Source organism: Acidipropionibacterium jensenii DSM 20535 (assembly GCF_000425285.1).
GTDB classification, from domain to species: domain Bacteria; phylum Actinomycetota; class Actinomycetes; order Propionibacteriales; family Propionibacteriaceae; genus Acidipropionibacterium; species Acidipropionibacterium jensenii.
In genome coordinates this window covers 154,261-174,940 of the sequence record NZ_AUDD01000005.1, presented here as the reverse complement: position 1 = coordinate 174,940, position 20,680 = coordinate 154,261, and the positions used below count along the sequence as shown (strand labels likewise).

The 20,680-nt window shown below is 69.2% G+C and carries 19 protein-coding genes; 6 read left to right on the top strand and 13 right to left on the bottom strand.

Going from position 1 to position 20,680, the window contains the following annotated elements; translation table 11 throughout:
• Positions 1-150: 150 nt before the first annotated feature.
• The gene (locus H590_RS0104830; protein WP_028702676.1) at positions 151-1,719 is read right to left on the bottom strand and encodes a patatin-like phospholipase family protein; all 1,569 of its coding nucleotides are present in this window, start codon (positions 1,717-1,719) and stop codon (positions 151-153) included.
• Positions 1,720-1,762: 43 nt separating this feature from the next.
• Entirely contained in the window at positions 1,763-2,617 is an 855-nt protein-coding gene (locus H590_RS0104825; protein WP_028702675.1) for a hypothetical protein, read from the bottom strand.
• A 162-nt stretch (positions 2,618-2,779) separates the two neighbouring features.
• On the opposite strand from H590_RS0104825, the gene H590_RS0104820 reads away from it, so the two are divergent.
• On the top strand, positions 2,780-3,715 hold the full coding sequence (locus H590_RS0104820) for a cation diffusion facilitator family transporter (protein ID WP_028702674.1): 936 nt from the start codon (positions 2,780-2,782) through the stop codon (positions 3,713-3,715).
• A 4-nt stretch (positions 3,716-3,719) separates the two neighbouring features.
• Here H590_RS0104820 and H590_RS0104815 read toward each other — a convergent pair whose 3' ends face one another.
• On the bottom strand, positions 3,720-4,943 hold the full coding sequence (locus tag H590_RS0104815) for a galactokinase family protein (RefSeq protein WP_028702673.1): 1,224 nt from the start codon (positions 4,941-4,943) through the stop codon (positions 3,720-3,722).
• Positions 4,940-5,728: a nucleotidyltransferase family protein gene (locus H590_RS0104810; protein ID WP_051238190.1), complete on the bottom strand. Its 789-nt coding sequence runs from the start codon at positions 5,726-5,728 to the stop codon at positions 4,940-4,942. The genes H590_RS0104815 and H590_RS0104810 overlap by 4 nt, the downstream gene beginning before the upstream one ends.
• 311 nt (positions 5,729-6,039) lie before the next feature.
• On the opposite strand from H590_RS0104810, the gene H590_RS0104805 reads away from it, so the two are divergent.
• On the top strand, positions 6,040-6,492 hold the full coding sequence (locus H590_RS0104805; protein WP_028702671.1) for a deoxycytidylate deaminase: 453 nt from the start codon (positions 6,040-6,042) through the stop codon (positions 6,490-6,492).
• A 129-nt stretch (positions 6,493-6,621) separates the two neighbouring features.
• On the opposite strand, the gene dhaM is transcribed toward H590_RS0104805, so the two are convergent.
• From dhaM to H590_RS0104785, 4 genes are all read right to left on the bottom strand, one after another.
• Complete coding sequence (gene dhaM / locus H590_RS0104800; protein WP_036981062.1) at positions 6,622-7,062, bottom strand: dihydroxyacetone kinase phosphoryl donor subunit DhaM; 441 nt, start codon at positions 7,060-7,062, stop codon at positions 6,622-6,624.
• 50 nt (positions 7,063-7,112) lie between these two features.
• Positions 7,113-7,742 carry a dihydroxyacetone kinase subunit DhaL gene (dhaL, locus tag H590_RS0104795; protein WP_028702669.1) on the bottom strand — a complete coding sequence of 210 codons (630 nt, stop codon included), beginning with the start codon at positions 7,740-7,742 and terminating at the stop codon, positions 7,113-7,115.
• Positions 7,743-7,745: 3 nt separating this feature from the next.
• Positions 7,746-8,747, bottom strand: coding sequence for a dihydroxyacetone kinase subunit DhaK (gene dhaK / locus H590_RS0104790; RefSeq protein WP_028702668.1), 1,002 nt, complete (start codon positions 8,745-8,747; stop codon positions 7,746-7,748).
• Positions 8,748-8,826: 79 nt separating this feature from the next.
• Positions 8,827-10,104, bottom strand: a complete 1,278-nt coding sequence (locus H590_RS0104785) for an MFS transporter (protein ID WP_028702667.1) — start codon at positions 10,102-10,104, stop codon at positions 8,827-8,829.
• 261 nt (positions 10,105-10,365) lie between these two features.
• On the opposite strand from H590_RS0104785, the gene H590_RS0104780 reads away from it, so the two are divergent.
• Both H590_RS0104780 and H590_RS0104775 read left to right on the top strand, forming a co-directional pair.
• Complete coding sequence (locus tag H590_RS0104780) at positions 10,366-11,244, top strand: 1,4-dihydroxy-2-naphthoate polyprenyltransferase (RefSeq protein ID WP_028702666.1); 879 nt, start codon at positions 10,366-10,368, stop codon at positions 11,242-11,244.
• Positions 11,245-11,316: 72 nt separating this feature from the next.
• Entirely contained in the window at positions 11,317-11,601 is a 285-nt protein-coding gene (locus H590_RS0104775; protein WP_028702665.1) for a putative quinol monooxygenase, read from the top strand.
• Positions 11,602-11,666: 65 nt separating this feature from the next.
• Here the strand turns inward: H590_RS0104775 and H590_RS0104770 are convergent, their stop codons facing one another.
• Genes H590_RS0104770 through H590_RS0104760 form a run of 3 tightly spaced genes read right to left on the bottom strand, consistent with a single transcriptional unit; the run spans position 11,667 to position 15,974 of the window.
• Positions 11,667-13,463, bottom strand: coding sequence for an ABC transporter ATP-binding protein (locus tag H590_RS0104770; protein WP_084149276.1), 1,797 nt, complete (start codon positions 13,461-13,463; stop codon positions 11,667-11,669).
• A gap of 40 nt (positions 13,464-13,503) precedes the next feature.
• On the bottom strand, positions 13,504-15,339 hold the full coding sequence (locus H590_RS14945; RefSeq protein WP_084149275.1) for a TM0106 family RecB-like putative nuclease: 1,836 nt from the start codon (positions 15,337-15,339) through the stop codon (positions 13,504-13,506).
• Positions 15,327-15,974: a demethylmenaquinone methyltransferase gene (locus H590_RS0104760; RefSeq protein ID WP_169338796.1), complete on the bottom strand. Its 648-nt coding sequence runs from the start codon at positions 15,972-15,974 to the stop codon at positions 15,327-15,329. Before H590_RS0104760 ends, H590_RS14945 begins: the two co-directional genes overlap by 13 nt.
• A gap of 131 nt (positions 15,975-16,105) precedes the next feature.
• On the opposite strand from H590_RS0104760, the gene ccmA reads away from it, so the two are divergent.
• Positions 16,106-16,759 carry a heme ABC exporter ATP-binding protein CcmA gene (gene ccmA / locus H590_RS0104755; RefSeq protein WP_232021306.1) on the top strand — a complete coding sequence of 218 codons (654 nt, stop codon included), beginning with the start codon at positions 16,106-16,108 and terminating at the stop codon, positions 16,757-16,759.
• The gene (locus H590_RS0104750) at positions 16,756-18,495 is read left to right on the top strand and encodes a DUF6297 family protein (protein ID WP_028702661.1); all 1,740 of its coding nucleotides are present in this window, start codon (positions 16,756-16,758) and stop codon (positions 18,493-18,495) included. The genes ccmA and H590_RS0104750 overlap by 4 nt, the downstream gene beginning before the upstream one ends.
• Positions 18,496-18,622: 127 nt before the next feature.
• Here the strand turns inward: H590_RS0104750 and H590_RS18865 are convergent, their stop codons facing one another.
• Complete coding sequence (locus H590_RS18865) at positions 18,623-19,108, bottom strand: ArsR/SmtB family transcription factor (protein WP_197720477.1); 486 nt, start codon at positions 19,106-19,108, stop codon at positions 18,623-18,625.
• Positions 19,109-19,215: 107 nt separating this feature from the next.
• On the bottom strand, positions 19,216-20,451 hold the full coding sequence (locus H590_RS14930; protein ID WP_172599483.1) for an isochorismate synthase: 1,236 nt from the start codon (positions 20,449-20,451) through the stop codon (positions 19,216-19,218).
• Between the last annotated feature and the right edge of the window lie 229 nt (positions 20,452-20,680).

The window sequence follows — 20,680 nt, the reverse complement described above, 5'->3', positions numbered from 1 at the left end:
GAGACGACTCCCCCTGCACCCCCTCGTGGCGGGGCTCAGCAGGGGGTTGGGACTCGCCCTGCCGGCCACTTCGCTGATGGTTGAGGCGGGGGAGATGACTCCCCCTGCACCCCCTCGTGGCGAGGACCCAGCAGGGGGAGTGCGCTGCCTTCACCAGGGCGGCGTCAACCCCTCGGGGGCGTGGCCGTGGGCCTCGAGCTGCCGGCCCCAGGTGTCGGCGCCCTCGGGACGCAGCAGCCGGGGAAGGCGGTCGGCGGCGTCTGCCAGACGCCCCTTGACCTCCGCCAGCTCGGCGATCACATCCTCGCTCCCGGAGCGTTGCGGCCCGGACTCTGCTTCGGCGGTCGCGTCCTTCCCCGGGGCGGTTCGCCCGGCCAGCCACTCCTTCTCCAGCTCCCAGCCGCGCATCCGTAGCCTCACGATCTCGTTGACCAGATCGTGCGTCGACGCCCCGGTGGCCGAGTGCACCAGGGCCGAACTCATCCAGCCGTAGTCGCGATTGATTCGCAGCAGCCCCGGATCGACCGTCATCGAGCTGTGCACATCGATCTCGGGGGCGATCACCTCGGCCCCGGCATTGAGGGCGTAGGCCACCTCGTCGCGGCCGGCCTCGTCGGTGAGGATGTCGATGCTGCGGGTCGCCAGGTCCAGCATGTTCTTGGACCCGAAGTCCTCGGAGCGCGAGAGCCCCAGCGGCGCGCAGGTGATGACATAGGGATGGGTCACGCCCAGATGTCCGATGGCCATCTCGGCAGGGATGTTCTCCCGCACCCCGCCGTCGACGTAGTGCTCGCCGTCGATCTCCACCGGGCGGAACACCCCCGGCACCGAGCAGGAGGCCAGCACCCCCCTGGTGACGTCGTGGCGGGTACCGGGAAGGGGATGGTTGTCCCGGTCGACGAGGGTTCCCCGCTCGGTCATGAAGCGCAGCTCCCCGGACTCCAGGGCCACCATCGCCACCCGCAGCCGCACCCCGGAGGAGGCCAGACGCTCACTGTCGAACCAGGCCGGGTCCAGCAGCCGCGACAGGATCGGACCGGCCCGGTAGGTCGATCCGGAGGCGTCGGCGCCGCGCAGGATGGCCTGGATGTCGCCCCCGTCGCGGGTCAGCTTCGACAGGGCGCTGAGCACCTGAAGCACCACCGAGGGGCGCCAGGTCGCGCCGTCCGGCACCGGGATCTCCCGGGTGGCCAGGTCGAGGGTGGCCGCCTGGCCGGTCAGCGAGGTCGAGATCCGCGACTCCTCGCCCCCGGCGACCGGCTCGGCCGGGTCCACCACGGTGCTGGCGCCGTCCTGGGAGTGGGTGAAGGGCATACTGATCCGCGGTATCGCCAGGCCGTGGGGCCGGTGGCTGCGGTCGTGGTCGATGAGCTTGGTCCACTCCGGGCCCTTCTCGAGGAGCAGTTTGAACCAGGCCCGAGGGGCGAACATCTCGGACTGGTCCTGCATGGCCATCCACATCCGGTCCAGATCGGCCAGCGCCCTGGCCTGGTCCTCCGGATCCGACCACTGGGCGATCGTGCAGGCCACCACGGACCCGGCGGAGGTGGCGGTGATCACCTCGGGATGGATCCCCACGACGTCGTAGAGATGGCGCAGCGCCCCGACCTGGAAGGACGCCCTGGCTCCGCCGCCGGCGAGCACCAGACCGTGGCGGGGACGCACGGTCGCGTGACCGAAGGTGAGAACGGGCAGGCCCAGCCAGGAGGGAAGTTCCATAACTCGATCGTAGGGGAGGCCGGAACTCGGGCGGTGCCGACGATCAGTGGACCGGGACGGAGTCCTCGATGAGGCAGCTCAACTGGACAGCCAGATCGTCCAGGGTGGTGGCCGGGTGACGGAAGGCCGCGAAGGCGGAGATCGTCTCATCGGGCTGCACCGACATCAGGGTCACCCCGGTGCGGTCGATGTCGGCCAGGAAGACCCGTCCGATGGTGTGCTCGCAGTAGTGGGTGGAGGGCCGCCGCCAGCACACCGCACCGGCGATCGATCCCTCGTCGACGGCGTGACAGATCCGTCGCAGGTACATCTGGTCGACCGAGGCGGTGAGGTCGTAGGCGTCCCACTCCTGATCGGCGTCGGGGTACACGGCGTCACAGGCGCGCGGACAGTGGTCGGCCTGGATCAGGGTGTCGAGGTCGATCGGCGTCACCCCGAGGCTGTCGCGCAGCACCACCCGGCCGGCCTCGACGACGCCGACCCGCCCGTCCGGGTTCTCGGCGATCTCACCGACCCTCGGCGGCAGGTCGCCCTGGACGAGCATCAGGAAGGCCTCGTCGGGATCGAGCCAGGTCAGTGTCCCGACCAGGTGCACGGTCGCGGTCACCAGACGCACGGACGGTTCCGGGGACCCCTTGACCAGGTCCACCCGCACCTCGATCGGCTGTCCGTCGGCAGCCGTGGTGGCGGCGGCCTCGGGATCGCGGTAGGCGGCCACCACGAACTGGCCGGAGGTCGTCAGCCCGTGGGCCAGACCGGAGCAGGGATCCTCGGGGGCCAGCCGGAAGGCGAGAAGGGAGGCACTGCCGGCACCGCTCATGAGCCGGTGGGCGACGGAAAGGTTGTGGGCTGCCACAGCGTCGGCACTGATGGCGGTGAAGTCGATCGACGGTGACATCTGTCCCGGTACCCCTCTCGGTTGGTGAGGTAAGCCAACCCTAACCTCTCAGATCCCCCGGAGACCAGCCGAAAGCCGTTCCGTCTCAAATAGTGCAACACACAGGTTGCGTAAATCGGTGGTGAGGTGCGCCGCGGGAGCTGGAATGGCAGAATCATCGCGGTGAACAACACTGGCGGCACCCGGGACCCGGGCCCGAGGCATCGTCCCCCAGAGGATCTCAGCCGGTTCGCATGGCTGTCGATCGCGGCGGCGGTGGCCACCATCGTCCTCAAGACCTGGGCCTGGCGGGTGACCGGATCGGTGGGCCTGCTCTCCGACGCCGCGGAGTCCCTGGTCAACCTGGTCGCGGCGATCATCGCCCTGGTGGTCCTCAAGATCTCGATCCGGCCGCCGGACCAGAACCACCAGTTCGGCCACTCGAAGGCCGAGTACTTCTCGGCCGCCACCGAGGGGATCATGATCTTCGTCGCCGCCGCGCTGATCCTGGTGCAGGCCGGCGACCGGCTGCTGCACCCGACCCCGCTGGACAACCTGGGGATCGGCCTGCTGGTCTCGGTGGTCGCCTCGGTCATCAACGGCGTCGTCGCCCGGATCCTCAGCGTCAACGGAAGACGACGCCGGTCGATGACCCTGATCGCCGACGGGCGCCACCTGTTCACCGATGTCATCACCTCGGTGGGGGTGATCGTCGGGATCGCGCTGGTGTGGCTGACCGGCTGGCACCGGTTGGACGCCATCGTCGCCCTGGCGGTCGGGGTCAACATCCTCATCACCGGGGCGAGGCTGATCGGCCAGTCCGGAGCCGGACTGATGGACATCGCGCTGCCCAGCCAGGTCAACGACGAGATCCTGGCCTTCCTCGACTCGCGCAGCAGCAAGACCCTCAAGTTCCACGCGGTGCGCACCCGGGAGGCGGGTTACCGTCGCTTCCTCGAGTTCCACATGCTGGTGCCCGGCGAATGGACCGTTCAACACGGTCACGACGTCATGGAGGACCTCATCGACGACCTCATCACCCGATGGCCGGAGTTGCGGGTGATGGGACACCTGGAACCCATCGAGGACCCGCGCTCCTACGAGGACATCGAACTGTAGGGCCTCACAGCCTCCTGGCCGCGGGCCCCGGACGGGTCACCATGGTGGTCGCCCTGGCGGCCGGGTCGGGGAACCGCGAGGCGTACCGGCCCAGCCACTGCGCGGCGAAATCCTCGGCGTCGGAGCGCGGCACGCAGGCCCACACCGAGCCGCCGAAGCCGGCCCCGAAGGAGCACGACGCCACCGCCGACAGGTCCTGACGGGCGATCCGTGCCAGGGCGATCGTCTCGGGCACCTGATTGCCCAGCAGACAGTCGGCGATCCGTTGGGACTCGTCGACCGCCGCCCCGAAGCCGGCCAGGTCGCCGGCTCCCAGAGCGCTGATCGCCGCCGGGATGATCTGCTCCGACTCGGCCAGGAAGTGGTCAAGACGCCGGGTCAGCCAGCCGTCGTCGGCGATCAGCCGGTGCAGCCGCAGCGCCCCCGGATCGGCGGCCAGCGCGTCGGCCAGAACGGCGTCCTGGCGGCCGGTGGCGGTGTTCCACCGGCGCAGGATCTCCCGGGTCGACAGGGAGGCGCGGTTGTACAGGTCGCGGGCGGCGCCGGTCTTCTCGGCCGCCACCCCACTCACCAGAACGACCAGACAGAGGTCCTCGGCGAAGTCCACCCGCCTCTCCAGGCGGATCGGGCAGAACCGGAACTCGCCCAGCCGGCCGGTCTCGCTGAGAACCATCGCGGTGTGGTCCTCCGAGCCGCCGAAGGTGCCGACCCCGGCCGCCCCGGTCAGATCCTTGAAGCTCATCCCGTTCTCCACACAGGCCAGGTACTGGGCCAGGTCGGTGCGCGATGTGACATCGCGGGTCCAGCGTCGGGAACCGGTGAAGCCGTTGGCGTCGGCCAGGGCCAGCACCAGGGAACTCACCAGGGCCGAGGAGGAGCTCATCCCGCTGGCCAGCGGAAGATCGCTGGAAATGGTGATCCCGCAGGGCGCCAGCGGGCCGAAGTTGTCGGTGAGCCGGTCGACGACGGTCTGGACGTACCGTCCCCAGTGTCCCGGCGGCAGCTGCGGGTCGGTGCCGGCGCTGATCCTCAGATCGCCGGGAAGGGCGGTGGACCGTGCGATGATCCCGGCGTGCCGGGGCGGCTCCTCCGGGGGAGTGCAGGTGATGGTGACCCCCCGGTCGACGGCTGCCACCAGGGTGCGCCCGCCGGCGTAGTCGGTGTGCTTGCCGAGCACCTCGATCCGTCCGGGCACGAACCAGCGCACCGTCGCGTCGGTGCGGCTCACAGGACGATCCGCTTGTCACCCAGGGCGGCCTCCATCGCGGCGATGTCGCCGCGGTTGGACATGTCCAGGACGCCGGCCTCGACCGGGACGACGTCGAACCGCTCCCCGTGGCGCACCATCCAGCGCACCGCGTCGACGATCTCGTACTCACCGCGGGCCGACTTGTCGATACGGCGGCAGGCCTCGAAGATCCGCGGGGTCAGCAGGAAGCAGTTCATCGACACCAGGGCGTCGTCCCCGGCGGCCGCCACCACCTCGGGGGCGGGCTTCTCGATGATCTCGGCGAGCTGGTGGTCGGCGTCGGCCCTCAACAGGGCGAAGGCGGCGATCCGGTCGGGATCGATGTTCGACTCGGCGATCATGGCGCGCTTGGAGAACCCCAGGGTCGCCGAGGCCGGCACCCCGGCGAGCTGGGCGACCGCCCGGCCGGGGTAGAAGTTGTCGGAGTTGATGACCAGGACGCGGTCCTCTCCGGCGAAGGACTCGGCGGCCGCGATCGCGTCGGCGGTGCCCAGCGGTTCGGCCTGGACGGCATAGCTGATCGTGACGCGGGAGGTGTGCTGGCTGTCGTAGTAGTCGCGGATCATCTGGTGCTCTGGGCCGATCACCAGGCAGATCTGGTCATAGCCGGCATCGGCCAGGGTGGAGATGACGTGGTCCAGGAAGGGACGGTCGTTGAGGGTGATCATCGCCTTGACCCCGGCGGCCGCGGCGGCGGCCTGGCCGTCGGCCAGCACGACTCCCTCCGCGGCCTTGCGCATCCGGGTGCCCAGCCCCCGCGCCATGATGACGGCCCGGTGCGGGCGCCCGTAGGAGATGCGGTCCTGCCGCGGGGTGTCGAGATCTCCGGGGGCATCCGGGTGGCGAACAGGATCGAGGGGGGCGTCAACGGCATCGGTCATGGCAGTCATCCTAGGGAGACCGGGCGGCCTCGTGCCCGTCCGCGCGGGCCCGCGGCCACTTCTGCCCGGTACTGGGGCCAACCGATCGCCGATCCTGCCCATCCGATCAGCGCCGGCGCGCGAGGCTCGCACCGGGCGCGAGGCATCGCGGCAGTGCGAGAATGCCCGGTGTCGAGCTGTGGAGGTGGCTACTGATGAAGCGTGTGCCGGGTTCCCCGATCACCGTGCCGGGATGGGACGACTACTTCCTGGGGATCGCCGAGGCGGTGGGTGCGAGGGCCAAGTGCACCCGGCGCGCTGTCGGCGCGGTGCTGGTCCACGAGCATCGGATCATCGCGACGGGTTACAACGGGGCCGCTCCCGGCCGGCCGGACTGCCTGGAGGGAGCCTGCCCGCGAGGACATCTCGGGTACGGGGAGGTCGCCGGGCTGAGCGACTACGACGTCCCCGGGACGCCGGGGTTCTGCATCGCCATCCACGCCGAGGTGAATGCCCTGCTGTTCGCCACCCGCGACACCGCCGGGGCGACCGCCTACGTCACTGATCAGCCGTGCCCGGGGTGCCGCAAGGCGTTGGCCGCGGCCGGTGTGGTGAGGGCGGTCTGGCCGGGCGGACAGTTCGACCAGGACGGTCTGGTCGACTGGTGAGGGGCCCGGTCGACCGGTGAACGCAAGGTGCCGGCGGGTGGTCTGACCACCCGCCGGCACCGTTGTGCTGTGTGCTGTGTCCCCGGTCCTGTCTGCTGTGTCTCAGGTCCTGCATCCAGGGGCCGGGACTCAGCCGGCCAGCTGCTGGATCTTCGGTTCCAGGGCCCGGGCGGTCTGGTCGGCGACGCTGTCCAGATCGGCTCCCGTGGAGGCGGTCACCACCGCGACCACCAGACCCTCGACGAGCGGTCCGGGGCTGACCCTGACCTTCGCGGCCAGCTCGGGATCCACCAGTTCCAGAGCCATCTCGGCCGACAGGATCGAGGATCCCAGGTCGACCATCACGAGCACTCCCAAGCACTCGGATAGCTCCTCGAGAGCGGCGCTCACGGCGGTGGCGTCGGTCCCCAGGGTGTTCTCGTCGAGACCAGCGGCGATCCGCATCGGCGGCCTGGATGTCGGCACCATCTGTTCGGCCAGCTCGACTGCTGCCCGGGCCAGTGGTCGACTGTGGGAGACCACGACGATCCCCACGCCGGTCGGTGCAGGGCTCTGCTGAGCTGATGTCACAGTGTTCTCCTCAGTCCGTCAGTCCGTGTCGTCGTCAGTCCGTGTCGTCGTCAGGCCAGGCAGCGCGCGGCGCTGTCGATGAGCAGGGCCATCGAGGTGGCACCGGGATCCTGGTGCCCCTTGGAGCGTTCTCCCAGGTAGGACGCCCGGCCGCGTCTGGCGACCATGTCGATGGTGGCGTCCCGGCCCTTCTCGGCCGCCGAGGACGCAGCCTGGAGGGTGGCGGGCAGGTCCTTGCCCTGGTCGGCGGCCTGCTGGGCGGCCTGCACCGCCTCGGTGAGGGCGTCCACCAGGGTCTTGTCCCCGGGGGAGGCCTTGCCGCGGGCGACGATCCCGTCGAGTCCGGCCTTGATCGCCCGGGCGAAGGCCGCCGAGGTGAGCTCGCCGTCCTCGACCAGGGAGGTCCCCAGTCGCAGGAAGAAGGTGCCGTAGAGGGGTCCGGAGGCGCCTCCGACCGTGCTCACCAGGGTCATTCCGGCCTTCTTGAGCAGCGCCGAGGCGCTGGCGAAGGAGGCCGGGTCCAGGCTTGCCACCGCGGTCATCCCGCGGGCCATGTTGGATCCGTGGTCGGCGTCGCCGATCTGGCGGTCCAGGTCTGTGAGGTAGCTGGCGTTCTCGTTGATGACGTTGGCATAGTCCTTCAGCCACGTCGAGATCATCTGTGCCGAGAGATCAGACATGTTTCAGCATCCCCATCGAAGTCCAGGAGTGTTGACCGGCGCGTCCCACAGAGAGAGCAGATCGTCGTCGGCCTTCAGAAGTGTCAGTGAACATCCTGCCATCTCCAGCGAGGTGATGTGGTTGCCCACCAGAGTCCTGGCAACGGTGACTCCCTTGCCGGACAGCACCTTGGAGACCTCTCCCCACATCAGGTACTGCTCCAGCAGCGGGGTCCCGCCCATCCCGTTGAGCATCGCGATCACCGGAGCCCCGGTGAAGTCCAGATCGGCCAGGATCGGCTCGACGAGCTCCTCGGCCACCTCGGCCGCGGTGCCCAGCTTGGCCCGCTTGCGGCCGGGCTCGCCATGGATGCCGATGCCCAGCTCGATCTCGTCGTCGGCGAGCTCGAAGGTGGGCTCGCCGGCGGCCGGGACGACGCAGGAGGTGAGCGCCACACCGTAGGAGCGGCCCCCGTCGTTGACCCGTGATCCCAGAGCCAGCAGGGCGTCGAGATTGCGTCCCGCCTCGGCTCCGGCGCCGAGGATCTTCTCCATCAGCACGGTGAGCCCGACACCGCGCCGACCGGCGGTGTACAGCGAGTCCTGGACGGCGACGTCATCGGCGACCAGCACCGACTCGACGCGCGTCCCGGACTCTGCCGCCGACATCTCGGCGGCCATGTCGAAGTTCATCACGTCGCCGGTGTAGTTCTTGACGATGTGCAGGATGCCGGCGCCTCCGCCGACCGCCTTGTCGGCGGCCATCATCTGGTCGGGAACCGGGGAGGTGAAGACCTGACCGCAGCAGGCGGCGTCAAGCATTCCGTATCCGACGTATCCGCTGTGCAGCGGCTCGTGGCCCGACCCGCCGCCGGAGACCAGACCGACCTTGCCCCGGTGCGGTGCATCGGCGCGCAGCACCACCTGGTTCTCCATATCGACGGTGATGGAGTCAGGATGGGCGGCCGCTACCCCCACCAATGAGTCCTTGACGACATCCTCAACAGCATTGATGAGTTTTTTCATAGGGTCCAGTCAACCACCCTGTGGCGACGCGGCCAAGGTTCGCTCGATCCCGTTGCGACGAAGCCGCGGCCAGCTGGCCTCAGCGCACGTGGCGGTCCAGATCGACGGTCACCTGTCCGCGGACCATCCGCAGCCAGGGGGCGCCCTTGCTCGGGTCGAGGTGGACCCTGATCCTGTCGCTGCGCATCACCACAGCGGTGATCACGACGAAGGTGATCCCCAGCGAGATCGCCCCGAAGGCGACGGTCGCCCGCGGGCCGACGGCGTCGCCGAGCCAGCCGACGACCGGGGAGACCAGCGGGGTGCCGCCCATCACGAGCATCGCCCAGAAGCTCATCACCCGGCCGCGCATCTGGGGGGAGACCGACATCTGGACCATGGTGTTGGCGATGATGAGGGTGGAGACCGCCCCCCAGCCGATCGGGGCCATGATGGCGGCGAAGACCGGGTACGTCGGCGCGAAGGTGGCGGCGGTCATCGAGACCGTGTAGACCACCAGGGCGAGCTCGATGTAGCGCAGCCGAGGCCGACGGCGGGCCGCCTGCAGGGCCCCGATGATCGACCCGAGGCCCATCACCGAGCCGAGTAGGCCGAACTCCCCCGATCCCTTGCCGAAGGCAGCGGTGGCCATCACGGCGTCGGAGATGTTGAAGTTGAACCCGAAGGTTCCCATCATGAAGCCGATGAACAGCAGCAGCATGAGATCGGGGCGGGCGCGGACGTACCTGATGCCGTCGCGGACGGTGGCCTTCTCGACCGCGATGGGCGCCGGGTGGAGCTGCTCGGAGCGAAGCATGATGAGCGAGGCGATGAAGAGCACGAAGAGCCCGACGTTGATGGTCATCACCCAGCCCACCCCGAAGGCGGCGACGAGCAGTCCGGCCAGGCCGGGGCCCAGCAGCCGCGCGCCGTTGAAGGAGGCGGAGTTGAGGCCGATCGCATTGGGCAGCTGGGACAGCGGCACCAGTTCCGAGACGAAGGCCTGCATCGCCGGGCTGTAGAAGGCCGAGGCGATGCCGTCGAGGCCGGCGAACAGGAAGACCATCCACAGCTGGGCGTGGCCGGTGAGCACCAGCAGGGCCAGGATCGCGGCGTCGATGAGCAGGACGATCTGGGCCATCACCATGATCCGGCGCTTGGGGAACCGGTCGGCCAGGGCGCCCGCCCACGGTGTGATGAGCAGGATCGGCAGGAAGTTGATGGCGGTGACCCAGCCCAGCGCGGTGGCATTGCCATGGGTGAGAATCGTCAGGACCAGCCAGGCCTGCGAGGTCCGGGCGATCCACTGTCCGAGGTTTGCCATCAGGGTGCCGACGAAGAAGATTCGGTAGTTGGGGATGGACAAGCTGGCGAACATCGTTCTCATGCCGGATGGGTTCCCGTTTCACTCGGTGCATCTGGGCCGGACCAGAGGATCCGACCCGGGACAGGCTAGACCCTGTGTCCCTGCCGCGCGCAGGCAGTGTCTGATGGTGCGGGGCTGTGAGGGCCTGGGGCTGTGAACGTGTGAGACTGTCGGGTGGTGTCGGCACAGAAGTGCAGCCCGCAGCGGAGCACGGATCCGCGTCACGGGCCGGCACCGGCGACATCGGGTTGGCACCCGGGGAACAGGAGAGTCATGGCGACATTCGGGCAGTGGGTCGAGGGAGCGCGGTTGCGCACCCTCCCGATCGCGATCTCATCGGTGATCGGTGGCACGGCGGCAGCCGTCTCGATAGGGCAGCTGCGGATCGCGACGGCGGTGCTGGCCCTGGTCGTCGCCCTGGCCCTGGTGGTCGGCGTCAACTTCGCCAACGACTACTCCGACGGGATCCGCGGCTCCGACGGGCCCGACCGGGTGGGGCCGCTGCGGCTGGTCGGCTCGGGGGCGGCCCGCCCCGAGCAGGTGAGGGCGGCCGCTTTCGGCTGCTTCGGGGTCGCCGGGCTGGCGGGGCTGGCCGTGGTCGTGCTCACCGGCCAGTGGTGGCTGCTGGTTCTCGGGATCGCCTGCGTGCTGGCCGCCTGGTTCTACACCGGGGGCAGCCACCCCTACGGCTACGCCGGACTCGGGGAGATCTTCGTCTTCGTCTTCTTCGGACTGGTCGCGGTGGGCGGCACCACCTATGTGGTCGCCGGCAGGGTGGACGCCGCCGGCTGGGTGACCGCGGTGGTCCTGGGCCTGCTGGCGTGCGGGGTGCTGGTGGCCAACAATCTGCGCGACATCGACGGCGACCGGGTCTCCGGCAAGCGCACCCTGGCCACCCGCCTCGGCCACACCGGGACCCGGGCGCTGTACCTCACCCTGGTCGGACTGGCCTGCCTTGGGGTGGTCGCCGTCGCGGCGCTCACCACCTGGGGGGCGCTGTTGGGACTGGCGATGGTGATCTTCCTGTCGGGTCCGGTGCGGGCGATGGTGACCGGGGCCTCCGGGATGGTGCTGGTGAGGGCGTTGCGGGACACCGGTTTCGCCGACCTGGCCTGCTCGATCGGCCTGCTCATCGGTGCGCTGCTGGGCTGAGGGGCTGACCCCGGCGTCGGCGTCCCCATAGGTTGGTGACGTCATCCGTCACCACTGTTGAGAGGACAGCCGATGATCATCACCCTGGCATTCCTGGACATCAAGCCCGAGTGCGTCGACGCATTCATCACCGCCAGCACCGCCAATGCACAGGCGAGCCGCCAGGAGCCCGGCGTCACCCGGTTCGACCTGGTCCGTCAGCTCGACGTGCCGACCAACTTCACGCTGGTCGAGGAGTACCGCGACATCGACGCCGTGGAGGCCCACCGCACCACTGAGCACTACCTCGCCTGGAAGGCCACTGTCGCCGACATGCAGGCCACCCCCCGGCACTCGCACCGCTACCAGATCCTCTGACCCCGGATCCCCCTTGCCCGAGATGCCACGACCCGAGATCCCGATGGGGATCCCGGGAGGGGGCCTCAGATCTTGATCCCGAACCGCTCCAGACGCTTGCGGTCGGCCTTCGAGCTGGAGGCCTGAAGGGTCAGCAGCTCGGCGTAGATGCCGCCGGAGGCGGCCAGCTCCTGGGGGGTGCCGATCTCGTCGACCCTTCCCTGGTCCAGGGTGACGATCCGGTCCACACCGGAGATGGTCGACAACCGGTGGGCGATGATGAGGCTGGTCCGGCCCTCCATGAGGGACTCCAGGCCGGCCTGCACCCATCTCTCGGACTTGGTGTCCAGGGCCGAGGTGGCCTCGTCGAGGACCAGGATCGGGGCGTCCTTGAGGATCGCGCGGGCGATCGAGATCCGCTGCTTCTGGCCTCCCGACAGTTTGATCCCGCGCTCCCCGACCAGGGTGTCGTAGCCGTCGGGGAATCGCCGCACGAATCGGTCGGCGTAGGCGCGCCGGGCGGCCTCGGCGATCTGCGCGTCGGTGGCGTGGGACCCGTAGGCGATGTTCTCCCTGATGGTTCCCGAGAACAGCGACGGGTCCTGGAAGACCACCCCGATGCTGTGCCGCAGCTCCTCCACCGGCAGCTGGGAGACCGGCTGTCCGCCGACCACGATCTCGCCGGAGTCCAGCGGGTAGAGGCCCAGCAACAGGTTGACGATGGTGGACTTGCCGCCTCCCGATTCCCCGACCAGGGCGACCTTCTCGCCGGTGCCGATCTGGAAGCTCACCTGGTCGATGACCCGGTTCGACCCGTCGTAGGAGAACACCGCGTCGCGGAATTCGACGGCCGGCTGCCGATCGGTGATGTCGATCACGCGGGGGGTGGAGGAGTCGGGCAGCGGACGGGTGTAGCTGGGCCGGGTCTCCATCACCGTGAAGTAGTCCTTGGACCCGGAGACGGCGCGCTGGGCGTTGTCGATGATGTAGCTCATCATCTGCACCGGCTGGCGGGCCATCGTCATCAGCTGGATGAGCAGCACCATCTGTCCGATGCTGAAGAATCCGCGCGCGGTCTGGACGAAGATGATCGCGTAGATCCCGAAGAAGATGACGTTGAGCACCGCCCGGCGCAGGGTGTCCATCAGGTGCCAGTGGGTGGACTGCTCCCTGGTGGTGGCGACGGTGGCGTCGTAGTGCTGGTCGAAGCCGCGCTGCTCGGAGTTCTCGGTGACGAAGGACTTCACCACCCGGATCTGCGAGATGACCTCCTGGAACCTGCCCGATGCGGTGTCCAGATGCTCATTGATGATGTCCTGGCGGGCCTGCCAGTGGCGCGAGGTGAGGGCGGTCAGCCAGACGTAGAGCGGGAAGACGATGGCCAGCAGCAGCGCCAACGGCCAGTAGTACCAGGCCGAGATCGCCAGCACCGCGACGGTGGTGAGCAGCAGGGTGAAGAAGTTGTTCGAGAAGGCCTTCGCGAAATCGGTGATGTTGGTGATCGACCGGGTGAGCTTGTTGGTGATCGAGCCGGTGAGCTCCTCGTCGAACCAGGACTGCGGCAGGGACAGCAGTTTGGCGAAGTAGCGACTGGACAGGATCTCGCGCATCCGGGCGCTCATCACGTCGCCCAGCCAGCCGTTGACATTGGTGGCCACCGAGTTGATGAGATCCATCCCCAGCAGCAGCACCGCCAGCCACATGATGGCCGCGATCTGGTGGGAGCCGGTCCGGACCCCCTCGACCGCCAGATCGGTGGCCCGGGCGATCACGAAGGGCACGGCCAGGGCACTGAGAGCAACCACCACCGCCGTGAGGACGACACCGAGGTAGTGGCGCCACAGCGAGCTGGTGAACCGGAGGATACGGGTCAACGAATGCACGAGTGACAAGTCTACGTGTGCCCGCAGCGCCCTCCGGTGATCAGTGGGAGGCTGCTGAGACCGCCCCCGACACCGCCCCCGGAGGTGCCGACGGGACCGCTGCCGAACCGGGGACGACGGCGCCGGCTCGCAGCCAGCCCCTCAACGCGCAGGTGGCCCGCACGTCGTCCTCGTTGTAGGCCAGCACCCGGGCGCGCGCCGAGGCGCGCCGGGCCGGATCGGCGTGGTGGGCGGCCTGGTCCCACCAGATCTGCGAGTTGAGCCCGCCGGGCTCGGCGTCGCGCCAGTGGAATCCCGGGCCGGCCTGGGCGACGACCTTGAGGCCGAGTCCGGCCGTCCCGAAGAAGTGCGCCCTCATCACCGCGAACAGGTCCAGGAAACAGCCGCTGGCCAGCAGTCGGGCGACCTGACCGGTGGTGCGGTCCGGGCAGGGACTCGAGGCCCTCCCGAACCGGCGCAGGTGCACCTTCTCGTAGTCGGAGTAGTGGACGATGAGGCAGCCGGGCTCGGCGCGCACGGCCTCGTCGAGCCAGTCGATGGCGCGGGCGGCGAGGGCGGCCTCGGCGGCGTCGTCGAGATCCTCGAAGGAGGAGAAGGCCAGGTAGTAGGGGCCGTCGTGTCCGCGGCTGGCCGCCAGCAGGTGGTCGCGGTCGTCGACCCAGAATCCCCACAGGTAGACCTTGTCGGTGGGGGAGGTCTCGATGTCCAGATCGATCTCCAGGCGGCTAACGGGCAGCCGGATCGGATCGGCGTCATTGCGTTCCAGACAGACGCCGTCGCGGATCAGTCGGGCGCGCCGGGCGGCCAACCGGATCCGCCGCTCGGCCTCGGGGCGGTGCTGGACCTGCGGCAGGTAGTCCGGCAGCAGGGTCTCCAGGTCGGCATCGGCCAGGTCGTCGACGGTGCTGACCCCCATCCTCCGCAGGGCGGCGATCTCGCGGACGTCCAGCGGCGCCTTGGAGATCCGCAGGGACAGGTCGGCGTCGTCGAGCCGCGGCTGGCAGGTGCTCCACCACTGGCAGGACTCGCACTCGCCGACCACGATCGGCTCGACCATCGGGTGCTGCGGGCTGCTCATCGCGTGGTGGGCCACCGCGACCCGGAACTCGTGCTCGTGGTCGTAGCGGTCCAGCACCGAGCGACGCCGCCAGCCCGAGGCGGCGGTGCGCGAGAAGGTCCGGATGAAGTGGTGGTCCAGGTCCAGCCAGGCGATGCCGTGCTCTCCCGACAGCTGGTCGACCTGGTCACGACCGACGATCCCGGCCAGTCTGGCGGCCGGCAGCCGGGTCGGGGCCGGCAGCAGGTCCAGATCGGCCAGCAGCCGCCAGTAGTGGGCCGCCTGGAGCAGCGGCCCCTGGCGTGCCGACCGGAAGGTCTGGTCGCTGCTGAGGGTGGCTGCGGCCGGGTCCGGATCGGCGAGTGCGGTGGTCCAGGTGAACTGGGCCCGGGTGTGGTGACGCTCCAGGACGCGGTGCGGGGTGATGATCACCGGAAGGTAGCCGCAGCCGGCCGATGACCGCTGCGCCCCGGACCGCACGAGCACCTCGGGGGAGCCGGTGCGGTGCCCGGCAGGCGAGTCGGGCAGCGCGGGGGCGATGATCACCGGCGCCCCGGCGGCCAGGGCCCGGTCGGTGGCGAGCCGGTGTGCGGCGGTGTCCCCCTCGGCGAGGGGGCGCAGGTCGACGGTCCCGGGGACGGTGGCGAGCCGGTCGCAGACCAGGTCGACGAGGTCCCGGGAGCCGGCGAACAGGTCGGCATTGGCCTCCGCGGCCGGATCGGAGTGGTCGAGGGTGGGGTCGAAGGCGTTCTGGGTCTTCACCGGGCAGGACCGGGCCGCCCAGGCGTCCAGCAGGATCGCTGCCGTCATGCCTTCCACGCCCGGTGGAGGGACACCACACCGCCGCAGATGTTGCGCCAGGCGACCGCCTGCCAGCCGGCCCGGGCCATCAGATCGGCCAGGGCGGCCTGGTCGGGCCAGGCCAGGATCGACTCGGCGAGGTAGTCGTAGGCGTCCTGGTTGCTGCTCGCCAGCCGGGCCATCGCGGGGATGGCACTGAGCAGGTAGTCGCGGTAGAGGTGCCGGAAGGGCGCCCAGGTGGGGGTGGAGAACTCGCAGACCACGATCCGTCCGCCGGGACGGGTGACCCGCAGCATCTCGGACAGGGCCGCGGAGGTGTCCTCGACATTGCGCAGTCCGTAGGAGATGGTGACGGCGTCGAAGACGTCGTCGGCATAGGGCAGCCGGGTGGCGTCCCCGCCCACGAAGTGCAGATCGGGTTGACGCTGGTGGCCGACCTGCAGCATCCCCATCGAGATGTCGGTGGGGTAGACCTGCGCACCGTGGGCGGCGAAGGTGGCCGAGGAGGTCCCGGTGCCGGCCGCCAGATCGAGGATGGTCTGGCCGGGTTGCGGTTCGACGGCCTCGACGACCAGTTCGCGCCAGTGGTCCACCGCTCCCATCGTCATGATGGAGTTCATCAGGTCGTAGCGCTGCGCCACCCCGTCGAACATCGAGGCGACGTCGCTGTGGTGCTTGTCAAGAGTGGCCCTGGTCGTCAACACGGCGCCCAGTCTCCCACAGCAGGTCAACGGATCGGGGCTCGGGCAAGGCTGGTTTGGGGGCCCTGGGCCGGTGCGAGAGAATACAGATCATGGCTTCTCGCTCTCCCGTCCTGGTCGTCAAGGACCTCACCAAGTCCTACGGCGACCACACCGTCATCAACAATCTCTCCTTCACCGTTCACGCGGGTGAGGCCGTGGCTCTGACCGGGCGCAACGGAGCGGGCAAGTCCACCGTGCTGAGGTGCGTGGTGGGCGCCGACCGGCCCACCTCGGGCACCGTCGAGGTACTCGGTCAGCCGGTCAGCGAGACCCGGCCCGAGTTCCGCCGCAATGTGGCCACCGTCATCGACGACCTGGACTTCTTCCCCGACCTCTCGGTGGTCGAGCACCTCGACCTGCTGGCTCGCGCCCACGGCTTGGCCGAGGCCGACTCGCTGGTCGACGAGGTGCTGGAGGAGGTTCAGCTGGTGCCCCAGTCGGGTCAGCTGCCCGGCACCCTGTCCACCGGTCAGCGTCGACGGCTTGCCCTGGCCACTGCCCTGGTGCGGCCCCGCAAGCTGCTCGTCCTCGACGAGCCCGAGGCCAGGTTGGACGTCGAGGGCATCGCCTGGCTCGGAAAGCGGTTGAGCGAGGAGATGAAGCACGATCTGGCGATCCTGATGGCCTCCCACGAGCCCTCCCTGCTGGAGGCGCTCGGCGCGCGGACGGTCGCCCTGGGAGGGCAGCGCGGATGAGCCGTGGCAGGAACCGGAAGTTCAAGAACCAGAATCGACGACAGAACCAGCCCGAGGCGGCCGCGCAGGCCACTCCGAAGGCCCCCGAGCCCGCCGACGTGCCCGACCCGGAACTGGTGATCGACGAGAGGCCCGAGGACTTCTGGGCCGGTGAGGTCGACGAGAAGCAGCTTCAGCTGCTGATGGGGGACTGGCGCAAGGGCCGCACCACCAGGAACATCTGGCAGGCGCTGAGCGACGCCTATGTGATGATCTTCTCCCTGCTGGTGATCGTGGCAATGCTGGTCAGCCTCATCATCCAGGCCCAGGGGCAGGCGTCGACCTGTTCGGCGGCGGGCTGCCGCACCGCCCGGGAACTGCTGCCGTGGGCGGCCCTGGCCGGGGTGCTGGCCTTCGCGGTGGCCGCGGCGCGGATCTTCGGGCCGGTGCTCGCCTCGGCCGCGGAGGGATTCTGGCTGCTGGACGCCCCCATCCGCCGGTCGCGCATCCTGGTCAAGAGGCTGTGGGTCGCGGTGGGTGCCGGGTTCCTCGGTGGCGCCGCAATCGGTGCCCTGGTCTCTGCGCTGACCGGGTCGGCGGGGCTGGCGATCGTGGCATGGACCGCGGCCACCGGGCTGGCCGCCGCCGGGGTGGTGGCCTTCGCCGCCGCCCAGCAGGGGGTGGAGCGGGTCTGGACGGTCAAACTGGTCGGCGGAATCGCAGGACTGGCCGGGTTGGGCGCCCTGCTGGCCGTGGTGGGTTCTGCGACCGGGTGGTTCCATCTGGACATCACCACCTCGGTGGCGGTGGCCTCGGCCTGGTCGGTGGCGGCCGGCGGCGTGCTGCTGCTGGTGGTCTCGGCGGTCCTGGCGAGGATGCGTCTCAACCGGATCAGACGTGCCCGACTGATGTCGGGCGGGTCGCTGGCGGCCGGTATGCAGGGCGCCGCCTTCGCCCTCGACTTCGCCCTGATGCGCGACATCCTCCAGGAGCGCGACGCCGTTGAGCGCGGCCAGGTGCACCCCACCCGCGGGCGCGGACTGGGCCTGCAGACGCTGATCTGGCGAGACGTCCAGCGGCTGATCAGATTCCCCAAGCCGCTGATCACCCTGGCGGTCACCGCGGTGGTGCCCTATGCCGTGGAGGCCCTCGGTATGGGCCGGTTCTCCTCGACGATCTCGGCCCTGGTGCTGGTGGCGGCCCTGGTGCCCTTCTTCACCAGCCTGCGGGTGCTCTCGCGCACCAAGGGGCTGATGCGCTGCCTGCCGTTCAGCACCAGTCAGGTGCGCACCGCCGCGTCGGTGGTGCCTGGCGTGCTCGCCGGGATCTGGGCGATCGCGGTGGTTCCTGCCTTCCACGGTGTCGGCTCGGCGAGCCACACCCCTTGGGTGCAGGCCGTGATGCTGGCCCTCATCACCGCTGCAGCCGGGTACATCGGAGCGATCAGGTGGGTGTCGGCGAAGTCCGCCGACTACTCGGCGCCGATGGTGGCCACCCAGATGGGTGCCATGCCGCCTGGCCTGATGTTCAACCTGGTGCGGGGCCTGGACATGGTCGCCCTCATCACTATCTGGATCGTCCTGGGGCTGTCCCCCTGGTTCTCGATCGTGGCCGCTGTGATCGCCTACGCGATTCTGCGGATGGGTGGGATCGACCAGCAGGAGATGCAGCAGATGCAGAAGGACGCCCGCCGTGAGCTCGAGGAGAGCAGGCACGGCAAGCCCGCCGACAAGAAGGTCGTCACCCGCCGGAGGTAGCCTGCCGGCGACATCGACCGGATGCAGCTGGGGCCCGTGGCGTGTTCGCCACGGGCCCCACCTGCATCCGATCGGTCTATGAGGAGGTCAGCGGCCGTTCGGAACGACGGACGTCTCAGTGCTCGTCTCAGTGCTCGTCGTAGTGGTCGCCGTGCAGGGCGTGCAGGTGGCCGTCGTGCAGGTAGTCGGTGTGGTCGCCGTGCTGGACGGCCTTGTGACCGCAGTTCGGGCCGTGGGTGTGCTCGGCCAGGGTGTGCTCGGCATGGGCTTCGATGGTTGCCATGGTGTCTTCTTTCTTCGTGTCGTGGGTGGTGATGTCAGGAGCAGTTTCGGAGACATGTGTCAGCGCGTCCTCCAGGACGTGCACCACGTGGCGGTCGGCCACCTGGTAGATCACCGCTCGACCCTGTCGTGTCGATGAGACCAGACCGCGATCTGCCAGGACGCGCAGATACTGCGACGTCAGGGGTTGGGTCAGGCCCACCGTCACGGCCAGGTCGGAGACCGACTGAGGCTGCTCCATCAGTGCCAGGAGCAGCCGGATCCGGGAGGCATTCCCGAGCGCCCTGAACAGGCGCACCGCCTCGTCGATCTCGTGCTGCTCGCTTCGCATGGATCCATCATGGATCATGTATGCAACTATTTCAATAGGTGCATCTGTTGGGTTGTGCAGAGTTGCGACCGAGAGGGGGGTTGCGATCGACCGGGCCCGCGCCCGGCTCACCTCATGAGCGCGAAGGTGGCGCTGATTCGCTTCCGCAGAGCGGTGGCCAGCAGGGAGACGTCATCGTCGTGTCCGACCGGCTGGCCGATGAAGACATGGAGCAGGTTGGGGTCGGTGGCGTCGACCTGGGCGCCGCGCCAGTCGACGACCCACTCGCCGTCCCCCTGCGAGTCGATCCATCCGACCGGACCGGTGATCCGGCCGCGGTCCACACCCTCGACCTCGGCGAGCATCTCGAGGGCCTTCCACGGCGGCAGGCCGCTCACGAATGGTGCCGGGTGCATCGCCCCGACTGCGGTCAGGGACCGGGTCTCGGGCAGTGGGGCTCCGGTGACGTCGGTCACCAGCATGCGATCGGAGGCCTCGGGGATGAGTCCGGGGAAGGGGGAGTGCTGAATGGAGCGGCAGAAGGGCCGGAGCATCTCCTCGGACCATCTCACCGCACTGCCGTGCTCCTCGGCGAAGGGCCCGGTGCCACTGAGCGCCTCCAGCAGTCTGGGGTCGGAGCCCGAGACGGCGCTCTGCCCGTGGGACAGCGTCCGGGTGGTGATCAGCCCGTCGATCTGGCGGAGGAGGAGGGTGGACGTCGTCCCGACCGCACCCTGCACCAGATAGGTCCAGGAGTCCGGCAGCAGGTCGGAGCACCTCTGGACGATCCAGCGCGGGTCGATCGGATCGTCGGCGCGAGCCATCAGGTCGCGCATCAACAGGACCCGCTGCACGTCGTCACCGAGAATCTCGCGCACCTGGCCGGCGCGCTCCGCCCAGCCCTGCTCGGTCACCACACCGTCCGACAGCTCCAGACCGGTGGGTTGGCGAGGTGGCGCCTGAATGCGTGGCGGATCGGCGTGCACCGAGTCGAAGGAGACCTGGGTGAGCCAGGAGTAGCCGGCTCTGCGGCCGATCACGGTCTCGGGAACGATCATCACCGAGGGCGAGGTCGAGCGGTCGCCGTCGAAGGTGAACGATCCGAAGGCCAGCGGGCCGGTGCCTCGCACCCCGGGCATCTCCGTCTCGTTCTCGATGTCGGCGCAGAACTCCTCCCACCAGACATCGGCGGCCCCGGGGGAGTCCGTCTCGAAGCGGGCGATCTCACCCAGACCGATGATCTCCTCGTAGCCGTGGAGCAGGCACATGCTCGACCGCGCGGTAAGGTACTTCTGCAGCGATCCGGGGTCGGGAATGGCAACGGTGCGGGCTCGCAGTCGACTGGAACCCGGGTTCACGATCACACTGGGCACAATACCGGTCGAACGCCCGGTTGGCTGCACATACTTTCAAGCGAGATCAGCACAGGACAGGGGTGCCGACGCACCCGACGTGACTGGTGCATGTCATCGGTCATGTCACAGGTCATGAGTCTCACGCGACAGATCCGTGGTGCCTCGGGGCAGACACCTCCAGCAGCATTTAGCGAAGGGAAAGCTCGCTAAAATAGTGGCACCTGAAGGGGTATCTCCC